This is a genomic window from Bradyrhizobium iriomotense, assembly GCF_018130765.1.
GTDB lineage: Bacteria > Pseudomonadota > Alphaproteobacteria > Rhizobiales > Xanthobacteraceae > Bradyrhizobium > Bradyrhizobium iriomotense_A.
The window spans coordinates 172708-189084 of record NZ_JAFCJZ010000017.1; the positions used below are offsets into that span (position 1 = coordinate 172708).

Consider the following 16377-nt stretch of genomic DNA (forward strand, 5'->3'; position numbering starts at 1 on the left):
ACGCCGCCTTTTTCGTGCGTTGTGACGGGGGCTGCGCGAGTTAACGCGAGGCCCGCTTGCGCGCCGAAACGGCGGTTCCGCCAGCGTTTCCGCGTTAATCGATAAAGTTTGAATCAATTGCAGTAATCTCCAATTTTACGCGAATTCTATTCAAGTATAGATCGAATTCGCCGCGTATTTTACTTGCATTCGTCTCGACTTGACTTGGTCGACTTAGCGGCAACTCAAAAGCTCCGTGCGAAACGTGGTCCCAACAAGAAACGGGGGCCGCAATGTTTGATTTCAGGGGACAGGGGAAGGGACTGGCGATTGCCGCCATGCTCTTCGGGATCAGCGCGGCAGCGCAGGCCGGCGAAGGCCGACTGCTCTTCGCGAGCCTCGGCGACACCACGCGTGCGCCGATCGGCTGGGTCGAGTTCTGCGCGGACAATGCCGCTCAGTGCCAGGGCGGGCCGACGCAGCCGCGCGACATCGTGATGTCGCAGACGGCGTGGCGCGACCTCGTCAAGGTCAATCGCTGGGTCAACGAGACCGTCAAGCCTTTGACCGACCAGGAGCACTGGGGCGTGATCGAGAAGTGGTCGCTGCCGTCAGACGGCTACGGCGACTGTGAAGATTATGTGCTGTTGAAGCGCAAGATGCTGATGGATGCCGGCTGGCCCCGCGAGGCCCTGCTCATCACCGTCGTGCGCGACAAGAAGGGCGAAGGGCACGCGGTGCTGACGGTGAAGACCGACAAGGGCGAGTTCGTTCTCGACAACCAGAACGAGAACGTCGTTGCCTGGACGGAGACCGGTTACCGCTTCGTCAAGCGCCAGTCGCAGAGCGATCCCAACGTCTGGGTCTCGCTCGGCGATACCAAGCCGGCGGTCTCCACCGCCAGCGCAAGAGATTAGGAACGAGACAACAGGTTACGCGACCCGGTCACATCCCCACCCCTCCCCGTCCCAGACCGGTTCGCGCGCGGCCAGCCATCCCCCAATGGCTGGCCGCAACTTTTTTGGGCGTCCGCAAGCAGCGCAATCAATGCCTGCCTCCTGTGCGCGCGCGTAGCTTCCCCGTTCGGATGCTTCGGGCTAATCGGGTCCTGCGCCTTGCGCTTCACCCGACTTCACCGGAATCCGGAATTGCCCGTCATGACCAGCAACGCGATCCTGTCCGCCATCAAGGCTTTCGAAGGCGAACTGATCGCCATCCGGCGCGACATTCACGCCCATCCGGAGATCGCGTTCGAGGAAGTGCGAACCGCAGCGCTGGTGGCCGGCAAGCTGCGCGACTGGGGCATCGAGACCCACGAAGCGATCGCCGGGACCGGCGTCGTCGGCACGCTCAGGGGCCACCGGCCCGGACAGCGCGCCATCGCGCTTCGCGCCGACATGGACGCGCTTCGCATCGAGGAGAAGAGCGAATTTGCGCATCGCTCGACCGTCCCCGGCAAGATGCACGCCTGCGGCCATGATGGACACACCGCGATGCTGCTTGGTGCCGCGCGTTACCTCGCGGAGAACAGAGATTTCGGCGGCACCGTGCACTTCATCTTCCAGCCCGCGGAGGAAGGCCTCGGCGGCGCCCGCGTGATGCTGGAGGAAGGCCTGTTCGAGCGCTTTCCCACCGACGCGGTCTACGGCATGCACAACCAGCCCGGACTTCGCGCCGGCGAGTTCGGCATCCGCCAGGGCCCGGCGCTGGCGGCGAGCGACACCTGGATCGTCACCTTCCGCGGCACCGGCGGCCACGGTGGATCCGGCGCGCATACTGCAACCGATCCCACCATCCCGCTCGCCAACTTCATCCTCGGCGTCCAGACGATCGTCGCCCGCAACGTGCCGGCGGTGGAGCCAGCAGTGCTCAGCGTCGGACATATCCATGGCGGCGCGTTCAGCTCGCCGAACGTCATCCCGGCCGAAGTCGTGATCACCGGGACCGCACGCTGCTTCTCGCCCGCCGTGCGCGATATTCTGGAGCAGCGGCTGCGCCAACTGGCGGACGGCGTCGCGGCGATCCAGGGCTGCACCGCCGAAACCATCTACAAGCGCCGCTATCCGCCGCTGGTCAATACCGCGGCAGAAGTCGCGATCGCGACCGAGGTTGCGGCCGGCATCGTCGGCGCCGGCAAGGTCGACACCAACATCCCGCTCAACACCGGCGCCGACGACTTCGCCTTCATGCTGGAGCAGCGCCCGGGCGCCTTCATCCGGATCGGAAACGGCAGCGCCGAGGACGGGCCCTGCCACCGGCTTCACACACCGCTCTACGATTTCAACGACGATGTGCTCGCACTCGGATCGACCTACTGGGTGAGCCTGGTGCGAAAGGAGCTTGCGGTCGAGGCGTAGTCGCCGGGGGCGATGAATTTCCCTCGGGAAAGCGCACCGCAAGGCCGCCTTTGTCAGCGCGGCACGATGTTCCTGTAGATCCTGCCGCCCTTCATGATCACGACGAAATTCTTCGCGGGATCTTCGATGAGGGCGATGTTGTCGAGCGGATTGCCGTCGACGAGCAGGAGATCGGCCAGCGCGCCCTCCTCCACCACGCCGAGCTTGCCGGGATAGGGATTGCGCAGGCCAGACAGGCTCAGCAGTTCGGCATTGGCGGACGTCGCCATGGCCAGCGCTTCGGCGGGCGTGTACCAGCGCGTCAGCGCGGCCAGCATCGCGCCTTGCCTGTCCGCCAGCGCCTTCGAGAACAGCACGTCGGTGCCGAAAGCGGTCTTGATCTTGTACTTCTTCGCCAGCGCGTAGACGCGGTCCGTGCCGGCAACCACCTGCCGCAGCTTGTCCTGCTCCGCCGGTCCCAACGCAGCCGCGGCGGACGGATCCAGGAACGGCTGCGTGCTGAGCCAGATCCCCTTCTCGGCAATCAGCTTCGCGCTCGCCTCGTCCATGAGATGACCGTGCTCGATGCATCTGACGCCGGCTGCGATCGAGCGCTGGATCGCGACCGGCGTGTAAGCGTGCGTGGCGACATAGGTGCCCCAATTGTCGGCAGCTTCGACGGCTGCGCGCAGCTCTGGCTCGGTGAAGGTGGAGACGTCGAGCGGGCTGAAGGGCGATGCGACGCCGCCGCCTGCGGTGAGCTTGACCTGCGAGGCGCCCTGCATGAGCTGCTCACGCGCGCGCACGCGCACCTCGTCGGGGCTGTCGGCGACCATGCTGCCTCCGACCAGTTCCATGCGGCTGAGCATGCCGCCGATCGTTCGCGGCAGATCGGAGAGCTGCCGGAAGTCGCCATGGCCGCTGGTGATGGTGATGATGGCACCGGAGGGATAGATGCGCGGACCGGCGACGAGATCCTCGTCAATGGCTCGCTTGAGGCCGAAACTGGGCCCGCCCATGTCACGCACCGTAGTGAAGCCGCGCATCAGCGTCGCGGTCGCCTCAGCCGCCGCAAGCAAATTGTTGTAGCCGATATCGCCCGTAAGCGCGGCCATCGGCGTCGGACGCACCAGCATCGCGTGCCAATGCGCATCGATCAGTCCCGGCATCAGCACGCGGCCACCGCCGTCGATCACCTGACCGGCGGGCGCGATGTTCGCAGTCGAAATCTTCTCGATGACTCCGTTTCTGACGAGGACGTTGGACGGCGCCGAGAGCGCGCTGCCCTTGCCGTCGAAGATCCGGACATTGCGGAACAGGACCGCCGTCTCCTGAGCCGGTGCGGATGACAGGCTCCCGAGCACCATTGCAATGCCGCCGAGCAATGCAGTGCTGGCCAAGACTTTGGCCGACATCCTCAAACCCGACATATCAGCCTTCCACACAGGTTCAGGCTACGCGAGGGGTGATGGCAGGTACGCAACGTCGGGCGGTAGTTGACGCCGACGTTTAGCCGCCGTCAACTTACAACCATGGCGGCAATTGCAGTTCTGCCATGATGAAGGACCGGCTCGCCCGACGACAATTGAATCAAAGCAAGTAAATCAAAGAGGTCGCGTGCGGCGCCAGGCCGCGGGCGCTCAGGCGCCCAGAACGTCGGCGAGCCGCAGCTCGTCGGCGGCGGGGTCCTTCAGGAACAGCTCGGCTTCGATCTCGTTCAGATGCGACAGCATCTGCGCGCGCGCGGCCTGCTTGTCGCGCTTGCGGATCGCGGCGACGATGCCGGCATGGTGATCGGTGCCGCAGGCCGGCGTGTCGTGGCGGCGATAGAGCAGGATGATGAGCGAGGAGCGCGCGATCAGCTCCTTGAGGAAGCCGAGATAGATGCTGTGACCGCTCATCTCGGCGACGAGCCGATGAAACTCGCCGGAGAGCCGGACCGAGGCGCGCGCGTCGCCGCGCAGCTCCGCCTCGCGCTCCTCGGCAAGATGTCCCTGGAGGCGATCAAGCCAGGCCGGCGAGACCGCGTCGATCGCGTGGTCCACGATGGTGGGCTCGATCAGGCGGCGCGCCTCGAACACTTCGCGGGCATCGGCGGGCGTCGGGCGCGCGACGAAGGCGCCGCGGTTCTTCTCGATGTTGACGATGCCCTCATGCGCGAGTTGCTGCAGCGCGGTACGCACCAGCGTCCGGCTCGCACCATAGATCTCACCGATCTCGTCCTCGCCAAGCTTCGTGCCCGGCAAGAGACGATGCTCGAGGATCGCCGCGGTCACACCCTCCCTGATACGGCTGACGCGATCGCTCGCGTCTGGCGCATCGGATTTTTGGCGGGTCTTGGCGGCCATGGGTGTGAGGCTCGATCGGCGAACGTTCGGCCTCGAATGTTAGTCGACGAGCTGTATCCAATCACAGGCGAAACTTTATACAATCTTCGCCCGTTTTGTGTGCAGGTGACTGCCCAAGCGGCGGACAGCCCGAATACGCCGGATTCGATCTAACGATCTGACTCCGCTGCACAGTTTTGGGATTTTGCCGACCGACGGCTGTTGGCACGGACCTTGCGGAGAGAGGCGGAAGCATCGCCCTCCTTGGACACGCCATGGCCACTCCCGCCGCTCTCGAACTGGTCGCCGTCACCAAGCGCTACGACACCACGCTGGCGGTCGACACCGTCAATTTGAAGATCCCGGCAGGCACCTATTGCTGCCTGCTCGGCCCCTCCGGCTGCGGCAAGACCTCGACCCTGCGCATGATCGCCGGCCACGAGGCGGTCAGCGAAGGTGACATCATCCTGGGCGCACAGAACGTCACCGACCTCGAGCCCGCCAAGCGCGGCACGGCGATGATGTTCCAGTCCTACGCGCTGTTTCCGCACCTCAGCGTGATCGACAACGTCGCCTTCGCCCTGAAAATGCGCGGCGTCGACAAGCCGACGCGGCACAAGCGTGCCGGGGAACTCCTGGAGCTGGTGGCCATGAGCCCCTATGCCGGCCGGCTGCCGGCGCAGCTCTCCGGCGGCCAGCAGCAACGCGTCGCGCTGGCCCGCGCGCTGATCACCGAGCCGCAGATCCTGCTGCTCGACGAGCCGCTCTCGGCGCTCGATCCGTTCCTGCGGGTGAAGATGCGCGGCGAACTCAAGCGGCTGCAGCGCGAGCTCGGCATCAGCTTCATCCAGGTCACCCACGGCCAGGAAGAGGCAATGGCGCTCGCCGACCACATCGTGGTGATGAACCACGGCAAGATCGAGCAGCAGGGCTCGGCCCGCGACATCTTCCACTATCCCCGCACCGAATTCGTGGCCCGCTTCATCGGCGGCCACAACGTCCTCAGCGACGCCGGCAACCTCATCGCCGTGCGCGCCGATCAGCTCGGCATCGTGCCGTTCGCCGACGGCGCGTTCGGCGCGCCGGCGCTGCTGACCCAGACCGAGTACCAGGGCTCCTACATTGCCGTCTCGCTCACGCTCGACGATGGCACCGCCCTGTTCTCCCATGTTCCGGAAGCCACCTTCGACGTTCACCCGTTCCGTCCGGGCGACCGCGTGCTGGCGACCTGGGATCCCGCCAAGGCGCAGCGCCTGCAATAGCGCCGATCGATCACTGGAATGCGCAACAGAGGAGTGACTGATATGACCGAGACCACTGGGAAGAAGGGCGTCAGCCGCCGCACGCTGCTCAAGGGCACCGCGGGTCTCGCCGGCCTTGCCGCCGGCTCCGGCGCCATCACCGGCTTTCCCTATGTGAAGTCGGCCGATGCGAAGGTGCTGCGCTATCTCGGCACCGCCGTGAACGAGGGCGACGACATCTCCAAGCAGTGCCTGAAGGACACCGGCATCAAGATCGAATACATCACCGCGACCACCGACGACGTCACCAAGCGCGTGATGACCCAGCCGAACTCCTTCGACGTGCTGGACACCGAATATTTCTCGCTGAAGAAGCTGGTGCCGTCGGGCAACATCCTTGCCCTCGACGCCAAGAAGATCAAGGAATTCGACAACATCACGCCGGTCTTCACCAAGGGTCAGACGCCCGGCGGCAAGAAGATCGGCGGCCAGGGCACCGCGCCCTGGAAGGTGCTCTATCTCGAAGGTAAGGACTCCAAGAAGTTCGCGACGTCGGCGACCGAGTTCGTCACGCTGATCCCGACCGTCTACAACGCCGACACGCTCGGCATCCGCCCCGACCTGATCAAGCGGCCGATCAGCACCTGGGCCGAGCTGCTCAATCCCGAATTCAAGGGCAAGGCCTCGATCCTCAACATCCCCTCGATCGGCATCATGGATGCCGCGATGGTCGTGGAAGCCACCGGCAAGTACAAATATGCCGACAAGGGCAACATGACTAAGGAAGAGATCGATCTCACCATGAAGGTGATGACCGAGGCCAAGAAGGCCGGCCAGTTCCGCGCCTTCTGGAAGGATTTTAACGAGAGCGTCAACCTGATGGCATCAGGCGAGACGGTGATCCAGTCGATGTGGTCGCCGGCGGTAACGAAGGTGCGCTCGATGGGCATCCCCTGCACCTTCCAGCCGCTCAAGGAAGGCTACCGATCCTGGGCGTCGGGCTTCTGCGTCTCCAAGGGCGTGTCGGGTGCCAAGCTCGAATGGGCCTATGAGTTCGTGAACTGGTTCCTGTCCGGCTATGCCGGCGCCTATCTCAACCGCCAGGGTTACTACTCCGCCGTGCTCTCCACCGCGAAGGCGCACATGGAGCCGTACGAGTGGGCCTACTGGATGGAAGGCAAGCCGGCCGAGAAGGACATCAAGGCGCCCGACGGCTCGCTGCTGGAGAAGGCCGGCGCGGTGCGTGACGGCGGCTCCTACGAGGACCGCATGGGCGGCGTTGCCTGCTGGAACGCCGTGATGGACGAGAACGACTACATGGTCCGCAAGTGGAACGAGTTCATCGCGGCGTAAGTTGATGGACGCGTCAGAGGACATCCTGCATCAGGCATCCCCGGACCTCGTCCGGGGATCGGAGACGAAGCGCGCCGCGAAAGCGGCGCGCCTGTCGCCGTCCTTCATCTCCTGGCTCCAGGCCGGGCCGATGATGCTGGTGTTTCTCGCCTTCTTCCTGATCCCGCTGGTGTTCGTCGTCATCGTGTCCTTCTGGGACTACAACGAATACCAGCTGCTGCCGGCCTTCTCGGGCCGCGGCTACACCGACACGTTCGAAGGCTGCATCGCGCAGCTTCCCGAGCTCTGCACCATCGGCAAGACCTATCTGATGACGCTGAAGCTTTGCTTCATGGTCTGGGCCATCACCCTCTTCATCGGCTTCTGGGTCGCCTATTTCCTCGCCTTCCACGTCAAGTCAAAGACCTGGCAGATGGGATTGTCACTGCTCTGCACGATCCCGTTCTGGACCTCCAACGTGATCCGCATGATCGCCTGGATCCCGCTGCTCGGTCGCAACGGCCTCGTCAATTCCGGCCTCGTCAAGACAGGGCTGATCAATCATCCGCTGGAATGGCTGCTGTTCTCCGAATTCTCCGTCGTGCTGGCGCTGGTGCACCTCTTCACCTTCTTCATGGTGGTGCCGATCTTCAATTCGATGGTGCGCATCGACAAGTCGCTGATCGAGGCCGCCTATGACGCCGGCGCCACCGGTTTGCAGACGCTCGTCAACGTCATCATTCCGCTGGCCAAGCCCGGCATCGTGATCGGCTCGATCTTCGTCATCACCATCGTGATGGGCGACTTCATCACCATCGGCGTGATGGGCGGCCAGCAGATTGCCGCGGCCGGCAAGATCATCGAGACGCGGGTCAACGCGCTGCAGTTCCCGGCAGCGGCAGCGAACGCCGTGATCCTGCTCGCGATCACCTTCCTGATCATCACCATGATGTCGCGCATCGTCGACATCAAGAAGGAGCTCTGAGCATGAAGGAAGGACGTCCCCGCTCTTTCTACGTGCTCGCGGCCTTCTTCGCGGCTTACACGCTGTTTCTCTACGGCCCGATGATCGCGATCTACGTGCTGTCGTTCCAGGGGCCGCAGGGCGGCCTCACCTTCCCGATGAACGGCGTGTCGACCTTCTGGATCGCAAAGCTGTTCCAGGGCACCGGCATCGTCGATCTCGGCGCGGCCTTCCGCCGCTCGCTGCTGCTGGGCGTGATCGTGATGATCGTCACCGTGGTGCTGTCGGTCGCCGCCGGCATGGCCTTCCGCCGCAAGTTCAAGGCACAAAGCATCCTGTTCTATTCGGCGATCGCCAGTCTCATTGTTCCATCGATCATCACCTCGCTCGGCATCTCGCTGGAATTCCGCATCGTCGACGATCTGATCAAGGCGCACTGGAACGAGAATTTCGAGACCTCGATGGGCCTGCTCACTTCCGGGCTCGGCGCGCACCTGACCTGGACGCTGCCGTTCGGGCTGCTCATCATGTTCGCGATCTTCAACCGCTTCGATCCTCGGCTGGAAGAAGCCGCGCGCGATCTCGGCGCGACGCCGTGGCAGACATTCCGCCATGTCGTGCTGCCCATCATCCTGCCTTCGGTGATCGGCATCGGCCTGTTCGGCTTCACGCTGTCCTGGGACGAGCTCGCGCGCTCCAGCCAGGCGATCGGCGCGGTGAACACGTTGCCACTGGATCTCCAGGGCCTCACCACCACCGTGACCAACCCCGACATCTATGCGCTCGGCACCGTGATCTCGGCCGTCTCGTTCACCGTGATCACGCTTGCGCTCGGCACCATCCACGTGCTCAACAAGCGGCAGGCGGCCAAGGGCTCGGACGCTGGCCAAGGGCTTGTCTGACAAGGGGCTCGTCTGATCGCGATGCGACTTCACGTCGTCAATCCCAACACCACGGCGTCGATGACGGCGAAGATCGCCGCTGCGGCGCGCAGCATTGCCCTGCCCGACACGGTGATCGATGCGCGCCAGCCCGCGATGGGCCCGGTCTCGATCGAGGGTTTTTACGACGAGGCTTTTGCGGTGCCCGGCATGCTCGGCTGCATCCGCGACGCCGATCGCGATGGCGCGGATGCACACATCATCGCCTGCTTCGACGACACCGGCTTGGATGCCGCGCGCGCCGCCGCGAAAGTGCCGGTGATCGGCATCGGTGAAGCCGGCTTCCACATGGTGAGCCTGATCGCCGCGCGCTTTGCCGTGGTGACGACGCTGGGCGTCTCCATCGTGCCGATCGAACACAATCTGAAGAAGTACGGCCTTGCGGAGCGCTGCGCCCGGGTCCGCGCCGCCGAGGTCCCGGTGCTCGCGCTCGAGGAGCGCAACACTGACGCGCTCGGCAAAATCTCGGCGGAGATCACCGCCGCCATCCGCGACGACCGGGCAGAGGCCGTCGTGCTCGGCTGCGCCGGCATGTCCGATCTCGCCACTGAACTTGCCGCAGCCCACGGCCTGCCCGTAGTCGACGGCGTCGCCGCCGCGGTGACGCTGGCGGAATCGCTGGTGCGGTTGGGGCTGAAGACGTCGCGGCTCGGCCCCTATGCGGCGCCGCGGCCGAAGACCTATTCCGGGCCGTTTTCGCCGTTCCAGCCCTGAATCTGGCCATCTGGCCCCGCCCCCGGGGGGTAAAGCCAAGCACCGGCTGCTTTTTTGGCCGCCAGCCTCTTTTTGGTCCCAATTGTTGCCGAACAGTAACACTTTCGGGACATCCCGGTCGCCCTTTCCGGCAACCGGTCTTCGCCACTCACCAAGTTTCACTTTGGGTTTTGTCAGCGATGATCGATCTCGTGGAGGACAGACCGTCCACCCCCCTGTTTCGCCTTGGCGCCCAGCCCATCGCGCTGACCGCCGTTGCCCTTTTTCTGCTGATCGCCGGCGTGACTTCGATCGCGATCTGGCGCGCCTATACCGGCTCAGCGCCGGAAACCGACCGGGTGGTGGCGTCGCGACAGCTGCAGGCCCGCACCGCCCAGGCCTCCGAGCAGCTGGTCGAGAAGACCAAGGGTTTGGAGGCGACCCAGCAGGAATCGATCGACCAGCTCCAGGTCGTGCAGGACCAGCTCCAGACCGTGAAGCGACTGCTCGCGGCCCAGCAGGCCGATACCAAGCGCCTGTCGGAGCAGGTGACGACCCTGAACGAATCCATCGACGGCTTGCGCCAGTCCTTCGCCAGTGCCCGCGCCACCGAGGCCGAGACGCCCTCGGTTACCCGCAGGAAACCGGCGCGTTACCGCCATGCCAGCGCGCGCAAGCGCTCGCGCGACTGAGCTGGGCTTTCGCCGGCGGCTTTAATTTCTCCACTTGTGAACTGGATCACATTCGCCCGTATGATTCCGCGCGATGCTGCCCGTTACCGGATGGCGTGAGCCGATTTCAATATCCGGGGCTGGCAAGGTCGTTGACGGTATACTGCGTCAACGGCCTTGTTTTTTAGTGGGCCGATAGATCTTCCGGCCTCATTCGTCTTACCGCCTCATTCACAGACGTCGACGCGACGGTATCGCCAACCCGAAGGCGTCATCACGCGCTTGCGCACGACGTAGCAGCCGCCGTAACCGCCGTCGTCATAGCCGGTACCATAATAGTAGGGATCGCCGTAATAGGGGGAGCCATAGCCGTAATAGGCTCCGTAATAGCCGGCGCCTGCGAGGCCTGCGCCGATGGCAACGCCGGGCCAGAAGCCGCCGCCATGCCAATGGCCGTGACCGCCATGGCCCCAGCCGCCGCCATGGAATCCACCGCCATGGAAGCCGCCGCCATGTCCGAAACCGCCCCGCGCCTCTGCCGCCTGCGGCGCCGACAGTCCGACCACCGCGACGGCCAGCGCCGCCATCATCGTCTTACGTAACATCACTCGATCCTCCGCGTGGACACGCTCCACGCTTCAAAGCCGGATCAAGCTAGCGTTGTCGGGGCCATCGGGACAGCCACACTGTCTCACTTCCACGCGAGCATCAGCAGCCGCGACAGATGCTCTTCATCTTCTTGTCGAGCTGCCGGTTCTCGGCATTGACGGTGGCGTCGGCAGCGCTACCGGTGCCGGAGCCGGTGGTGACTCCGGAGCCCGGGCCTGACGATTGAGCGGTCCCCAGGCTGTTGGTGCCGGGCGGCGGCGCCGGCGCGTTGGCGACACCTCCGGTCGGTCCCGACGAACTGCCGCTCGATCCCACAGAGCCGCCGGTCGCTTGCGCGAAGGATACGGCCGGCATCGCCGCGAGGGCGAAGATCAAGACCAACGTCTTCATTGAAGCGTTTGCGCACGGTGGGACCATTGGGATGCTCCTTTATCCGTCAACGGTCCCGACCAGGACGCGTTCCGGAACCAATCCCGTCACATCAGCTTGAAAGCGAGGAGGCCAAATCACGATGACCGATCGCGATCCCTTTGCAGAAGGCGAACGCGCCGCGCGCGAACGCATCCCGGCCGAAGCCAATCCCTACGTCGACGGCAGCGACGAGCATGCGCTCTGGGCGGCCGGCCACGAGAAGGTCGCCGGCGCGATCGAAGCGCGCGAATCCGAAGGACGCTGAGCTCAGCCGATCCGCTTCAAGCCTTTCTTGAAACGCGGGCCGTTGGCGACGTAGAACTTCGCCGCGCTTCCCATTCTCTGCACCTGCGCGTCGTCGAGCGTGCGGATCACGCGCGCGGGCGAGCCGATGATCAGCGAACGTTCGGCAAACTCCTTGCCCTCGGTGATGACGGAACCGGCGCCGACGATGCTGTTGCGGCCGATCTTCGCGCCGTTCATCACGATCGAGCCCATGCCGATCAGCGCGCCCTCCTCGACGGTGCAGCCATGCAGGATGACGTTGTGACCGACGGTGCAGTTCTTGCCGATGACGAGCGGAAAGCCGAGATCGGTGTGGCAGGTCGAGCCGTCCTGCACGTTGGCGCCCTCGCCGATCTCGATCCACTCATTGTCGCCGCGCAGCACCGCGCCGAACCAGACGCTCGCCCCCGGCTTCAGGCGCACCCGGCCGATCACGGTCGCGGTCTCCGCGATGAAATAATTGCCGTCGGCGGGAAGTTCGGGCGCCTGCCCGTCGAGCTCGTAAATCGCCATCAAGGTCTCCTGTCGGGTTGACCCAGCCATAGCGAAACGGCGGCCCCGACGCAAAGGGCCGCGCGGCCTGCGAGCCTGGCCTCAGGTCAGGACGCCGGCGGCGCGCAGCGTCATCAGGAAGAAGGTGCCGCTCATCATGCTCCAGAAGCCGGCGATGACGGTCGCCATCATCACGAATTCGACGCGGCGGCTTTCCAGCTGCATGCCGCGCAGCGTGTTGCGCATGATGATGAAGGGCGCCGCGAACACCAGGAACGGCACCGCCGCGAAGGTCTTCGGCGCCACGCCGTCCTGCAACAGGCCGAAGCCGGCCGGCCGCTGCGCGACCGCCTGGTATCCGTTCACGAGGGCGCCGGCGAGCGCGAAACCGATGCAAATCGAGAAGAAGGAATTGAGAGCTTCAGGTGTCATCGGAAACTGTCCGCACTTACGCAACGCCGGAGCCTTCCTGTGACAAATCGTGCTGGTTAACGCTACATTATCCTTAAGAGAAGGTTAACGGTGCCGGCCGATCCGCGCAGGGCCCTCCCCCCTTCCCCGCGGCCGGCAAGGCTGCGCGAATTCGCCGCCGCATGGCATATTCGCCGCTGATTCGTCGGCCATCGGCCTACTTCGGTCCCCTGCGCGCTCATCATGACGTTGTTTTCGGCAGCTCCCCTCAGGTCCTCCAGGACGCGCACTTGGGCGCACGTGGTCCCGATCGTGCTCGGCGGCGCTGCCGCACTGGGTGCGGTGGCGCTGGTTGCCTATTTGTTGTGGCCGACCTGGGGAGCCGGCGGCGCCAGCGCCCCGGACAAGCTGCCGGTGAGCGTCGGCGGCACGCTGTTCAACCTGCCGACGACGGCGATCCGGATGAAGATCCAGCGGCACTCCGGGCCACAGGAGCGCATCGATCTCGATTTCCTCTATCCCTCGCTGGAATCGCCCGGCGCGCCCAAGCACGTCACCGCCGACACGGTGGAAGCGGCGGTGCAATCGATCGACCGCATCTTCCTGTCGATCGCGGCCCATCACGATGCGCTCTCGCCCGAGCAGCGAACCGCCACGATCTATCCGCGCTATCTCGATCAGGCCGCGACCCAGCCCGAGGACGGGCTGACGATGCGGATGTTCCGCGCCGACACACCTTACGGCAGCGAGGATCTCTACTCCGCCGCCAGCCCCGCGCTGGCCGCGCGCTGCACGCGCGATGCGGCGACCCCCGGCATGTGCCTCTCCGAGCGCCGCGTCGGCGGCGCCGACCTCACCTTCCGCTTCCCGCGCAGCTGGCTGTCGCAGTGGCGCGAGACGGCGGAGGCGATGGACAGACTGACGGCGCAGCTGCGCGGGCCGAAGAGCTGAGCCCGGCCTTTCGGCCCCGCCGCAAGATCGGCTTGCGGGGATGGCTAGAGCTCCCCGACAAAAAAGTCGAAAACAACCCCATGCACAGTAGGCAGGCCTCGGGCACGCCTTCGTATTTTTCGAAGTCAAGTTGATCCGTCGGGCAAAACAGGGCTATGATGTCATCATGGGGCGATCGGGTCGGATCAATCAACCTACGACGTCGTTGCACGGACCGAAGGGGTGAGCGGGGGGTCGTCAGCCGGCCCTGAACCTCATGCTTGGGAATGACGACAAACAGGGCAAATTGTCCCGGGGTTTCCGATGTCGACGTTGAGAGTGTTGCTGCTGGCTCTGGCTGTCGCCTTGTCCGCGCTGGCGGCTCTAGCCTTTTGGTTGGCGGCGACGCCAGCCGCGGCCGACGATGTTCATACATGTGGAAAGGCATCTGGCGAAGAGGCAATAGCCGCGTGCACACGAGCGATCGATTCCGGTCAATCCAGCGGTCGTCAACTTGCCGCCCTCCTCAACAATCGTTGCTCCGAGTGGAACGGAAAGCACGAAAGCGACAAGGCCATTGCAGATTGCAGCCAAGCGATCGGGCTCGATCCGAACTACGCACTGGCGTTCTTCAACCACGGCAACGCCTATTTCAATAAAGGCCAGTACGACCGCGCCATCGAGGATTATGACCAATCGATCCGGCTTAATCCGAATTACGCATACGCGTTCAACAACCGCGGCAATACCTATAGCAACAAAGGCCAACAGGGCCACGCCATCGAGGATTACAACCAGGCGATCCGGCTCAAACCGAACTACGCAGATGCGTTCTACAACCGCGGCACCGCCTATGACGCCGAAGGCGAACACGACCTCGCCATCGAGGACTTCAACCAGGCAATCCGGCTCAACCCGAACCGCGCGAATATGTTCTACAACCGCGGCATCGCCTACAAGCAGAAAGGCCAATACGACCACACCATCGAGGATTACAGTCAGGCGATCCGCCTCAATCCGAACTACGCAAGCGCGTTCAACAACCGCGGCAACACCTATAACGCCAAATGCGAATTCGACCGCGCCATCGAAGATTTCAACCAGGCGATCCGGCTTGATCCGGGCCACTTCGAAGCATTCAACAACCGCGGCGGCGCCTATAACGCCAAAGGCGAATACGATCGCGCCATCGAGGATTTGAACCAGGCGATCCGGCTCAATCCAAACTACGCGATCGCATTCTATAACCGCGGCATATCATGGGAACGGAAGAACGATCCGCAACGCGCGTTGGCAGATCTCAAGCGGTTCTCCGAATTGGCCCCGTCCGATCCGGATGGCCAAAAGGCAATTGAGCGCGTCACGAAGACGGTGAGCGGTCTGTGACCGTGCTTTTGATGCGCCGTCTCGCTTGCACGACATGGACCGGCTGATAGGCTCGTCGCCGACACATCAAGCGCGGTGACCGACGTGACAGATGCGGCGGAAAATCTTCCACCTGGCGCCCAACTGTTGGGGCGCAAATGGCTTGGCTTTGACGAGAGCGGTCATGCGCTGATCCGCTTCCAGGCGCAGCCCGCGTTCACCAACAGGCATGGCACGATCCAGGGCGGATTTCTGGCGGCGATGCTGGACTCCGCCACCGGCATTTGCGCACTCGCGGCGCTCCCGCCCGATCAGACCGCGGTGACCAAGAGCCTCGACACACGCTTCCTGAAACCTGCGGCGGTCGGGCCCATCACGGCGCGCGCGCGTGTCGTCGCACAGACCGATCGCGACATCGTCGTGCAAGCCGATCTCGTCGATGCCGCCGAGGTGACCGTCGCCGACGCGACTGCGCGGCTACGCATTCTCGCGAAGAAGTAGGTCTCGAAGCCGCAGGGGCAACCAGTGGCAAAGGCACAGCGACCGCGCTGCCGGACGAAAGGCTCCTCCGAAGGCCGGGGGCAAAGACGTCACTGCCGTGAAGCAGGAGGCTGCTGACAGCATGCTGTCAGCAGTGGGGCGATACTGCTCCGCGGAAACGCTGAAACATTCAGAAGGAGCTGGGTTTATGAAATTCGCCTCAATACGTCTGATCGCCCGCGACATCAAAGCCGTGGTGGGATTCTACGAAGAGGTAACAGGCAAGAGGGCCGATTGGCTCGCACCGGTCTTCGCTGAGATCGTGACTCCAACAGCCGCAGTCGCCGTCGGAAGCGCGGAGACTGTAGCTCTCTTCAAGGAAGGAAGCGCCGAACCCGCCGCCAACCGTACGGCAATCATCGAATTTCAAGTGACGGACGTTGATGCCGAGTTTGCACGATTGAAGGGCCAGGTCGAAGTCGTTCACGAACCGAAGAATTTGCCGTGGGGCAATCGCGCAGTTCAATTCCGTGACCCCGAGGGCACGCTGGTTAGCTTGTATACGCCCGTTACCGACGCTGCCAAACAGCGGTTTGGATCTCGATAAGCGACAAGTCGAGATAGTTTTGCTGCGTATCGGTCGATCGCGCCCGTCATTGGCGCCCGTCAATTGCAGTCTCCGAGACTAGCCGCACTTCTCCGCGTTCGATCAAATGGGCGCACGCATGCAATGTCTGTTCGGGGTCATTCTCGTCGATCAGCTGGGACCATGACCAGGTCCGGTCTACGCCAAAGAGCTGACGCCAAGATGAGGATTGAGGTTCGACGCTAAGGGCCAGAAGCTGACCTCGCGATTGGCTTATGGGCCCGGCATCATCATGGTCGGCGTTTCCAGCAGGGAAAAGTCATA

At 63.9% G+C, this 16377-nt stretch carries 19 protein-coding genes; 13 read left to right on the plus strand and 6 right to left on the minus strand.

The annotated features are described in order from the left end of the window. Positions 1–272 precede the first annotated feature (272 nt). Both JQ635_RS26835 and JQ635_RS26840 read left to right on the plus strand, forming a co-directional pair. Positions 273–896 (plus strand): transglutaminase-like cysteine peptidase, encoded by a 624-nt coding sequence (locus JQ635_RS26835; protein WP_211412774.1) that lies wholly within the window; start codon positions 273–275, stop codon positions 894–896. A 240-nt stretch (positions 897–1136) separates the two neighbouring features. Then, positions 1137–2336, plus strand: a complete 1200-nt coding sequence (locus JQ635_RS26840) for a M20 aminoacylase family protein (RefSeq protein WP_211412775.1) — start codon at positions 1137–1139, stop codon at positions 2334–2336. Between the two features lie 53 nt (positions 2337–2389). Here the strand turns inward: JQ635_RS26840 and JQ635_RS26845 are convergent, their stop codons facing one another. Together JQ635_RS26845 and JQ635_RS26850 are read right to left on the minus strand one after the other, a co-directional pair. Beyond that, a complete protein-coding gene (locus JQ635_RS26845) occupies positions 2390–3682 on the minus strand; it encodes a metal-dependent hydrolase family protein (RefSeq protein WP_246583799.1) in 1293 nt (430 codons plus the stop codon). Between the two features lie 273 nt (positions 3683–3955). Further along, a complete protein-coding gene (locus tag JQ635_RS26850) occupies positions 3956–4663 on the minus strand; it encodes a GntR family transcriptional regulator (RefSeq protein WP_211412777.1) in 708 nt (235 codons plus the stop codon). A 254-nt stretch (positions 4664–4917) separates the two neighbouring features. Between JQ635_RS26850 and JQ635_RS26855 the strand changes: the two genes are divergently transcribed. From JQ635_RS26855 to JQ635_RS26880, 6 genes are all read left to right on the plus strand, one after another. Then, positions 4918–5904, plus strand: coding sequence for an ABC transporter ATP-binding protein (locus tag JQ635_RS26855; RefSeq protein ID WP_211412778.1), 987 nt, complete (start codon positions 4918–4920; stop codon positions 5902–5904). Between the two features lie 42 nt (positions 5905–5946). Next, entirely contained in the window at positions 5947–7236 is a 1290-nt protein-coding gene (locus JQ635_RS26860; protein WP_211412779.1) for an ABC transporter substrate-binding protein, read from the plus strand. A gap of 4 nt (positions 7237–7240) precedes the next feature. Further along, entirely contained in the window at positions 7241–8200 is a 960-nt protein-coding gene (locus JQ635_RS26865) for an ABC transporter permease (protein ID WP_211412780.1), read from the plus strand. A 2-nt stretch (positions 8201–8202) separates the two neighbouring features. Then, positions 8203–9081 (plus strand): ABC transporter permease, encoded by an 879-nt coding sequence (locus JQ635_RS26870; protein ID WP_211412781.1) that lies wholly within the window; start codon positions 8203–8205, stop codon positions 9079–9081. Positions 9082–9102: 21 nt separating this feature from the next. Further along, positions 9103–9834 (plus strand): aspartate/glutamate racemase family protein, encoded by a 732-nt coding sequence (locus JQ635_RS26875; RefSeq protein WP_211412782.1) that lies wholly within the window; start codon positions 9103–9105, stop codon positions 9832–9834. 179 nt (positions 9835–10013) lie between these two features. Then, entirely contained in the window at positions 10014–10505 is a 492-nt protein-coding gene (locus JQ635_RS26880) for a hypothetical protein (protein WP_211412783.1), read from the plus strand. Between the two features lie 206 nt (positions 10506–10711). Here the strand turns inward: JQ635_RS26880 and JQ635_RS26885 are convergent, their stop codons facing one another. Both JQ635_RS26885 and JQ635_RS26890 read right to left on the minus strand, forming a co-directional pair. Then, on the minus strand, positions 10712–11089 hold the full coding sequence (locus tag JQ635_RS26885) for a hypothetical protein (RefSeq protein ID WP_211412784.1): 378 nt from the start codon (positions 11087–11089) through the stop codon (positions 10712–10714). A 103-nt stretch (positions 11090–11192) separates the two neighbouring features. Then, on the minus strand, positions 11193–11510 hold the full coding sequence (locus JQ635_RS26890) for a hypothetical protein (protein ID WP_211412785.1): 318 nt from the start codon (positions 11508–11510) through the stop codon (positions 11193–11195). Positions 11511–11604: 94 nt separating this feature from the next. Between JQ635_RS26890 and JQ635_RS26895 the strand changes: the two genes are divergently transcribed. Next, positions 11605–11769 (plus strand): hypothetical protein, encoded by a 165-nt coding sequence (locus JQ635_RS26895; protein WP_211412786.1) that lies wholly within the window; start codon positions 11605–11607, stop codon positions 11767–11769. Positions 11770–11771: 2 nt separating this feature from the next. Here the strand turns inward: JQ635_RS26895 and JQ635_RS26900 are convergent, their stop codons facing one another. Together JQ635_RS26900 and JQ635_RS26905 are read right to left on the minus strand one after the other, a co-directional pair. Then, the gene (locus JQ635_RS26900) at positions 11772–12302 is read right to left on the minus strand and encodes a gamma carbonic anhydrase family protein (protein ID WP_211412787.1); all 531 of its coding nucleotides are present in this window, start codon (positions 12300–12302) and stop codon (positions 11772–11774) included. An 81-nt stretch (positions 12303–12383) separates the two neighbouring features. Further along, complete coding sequence (locus tag JQ635_RS26905) at positions 12384–12713, minus strand: DUF6949 family protein (RefSeq protein ID WP_211412788.1); 330 nt, start codon at positions 12711–12713, stop codon at positions 12384–12386. Positions 12714–12935: 222 nt separating this feature from the next. Here JQ635_RS26905 and JQ635_RS26910 point away from each other — a divergent pair, with 222 nt between their 5' ends. The 4 genes from JQ635_RS26910 to JQ635_RS26925 all read left to right on the plus strand — a co-directional run bounded on the left by JQ635_RS26910 (position 12936) and on the right by JQ635_RS26925 (position 16074). Further along, a complete protein-coding gene (locus JQ635_RS26910; RefSeq protein ID WP_211412789.1) occupies positions 12936–13643 on the plus strand; it encodes a hypothetical protein in 708 nt (235 codons plus the stop codon). 303 nt (positions 13644–13946) lie between these two features. Next, positions 13947–15008 carry a tetratricopeptide repeat protein gene (locus JQ635_RS26915; protein ID WP_211412790.1) on the plus strand — a complete coding sequence of 354 codons (1062 nt, stop codon included), beginning with the start codon at positions 13947–13949 and terminating at the stop codon, positions 15006–15008. 75 nt (positions 15009–15083) lie between these two features. Then, entirely contained in the window at positions 15084–15488 is a 405-nt protein-coding gene (locus JQ635_RS26920; RefSeq protein WP_211412791.1) for a PaaI family thioesterase, read from the plus strand. Between the two features lie 187 nt (positions 15489–15675). Further along, positions 15676–16074 (plus strand): VOC family protein, encoded by a 399-nt coding sequence (locus JQ635_RS26925; RefSeq protein ID WP_018647056.1) that lies wholly within the window; start codon positions 15676–15678, stop codon positions 16072–16074. Positions 16075–16377 lie beyond the last annotated feature (303 nt).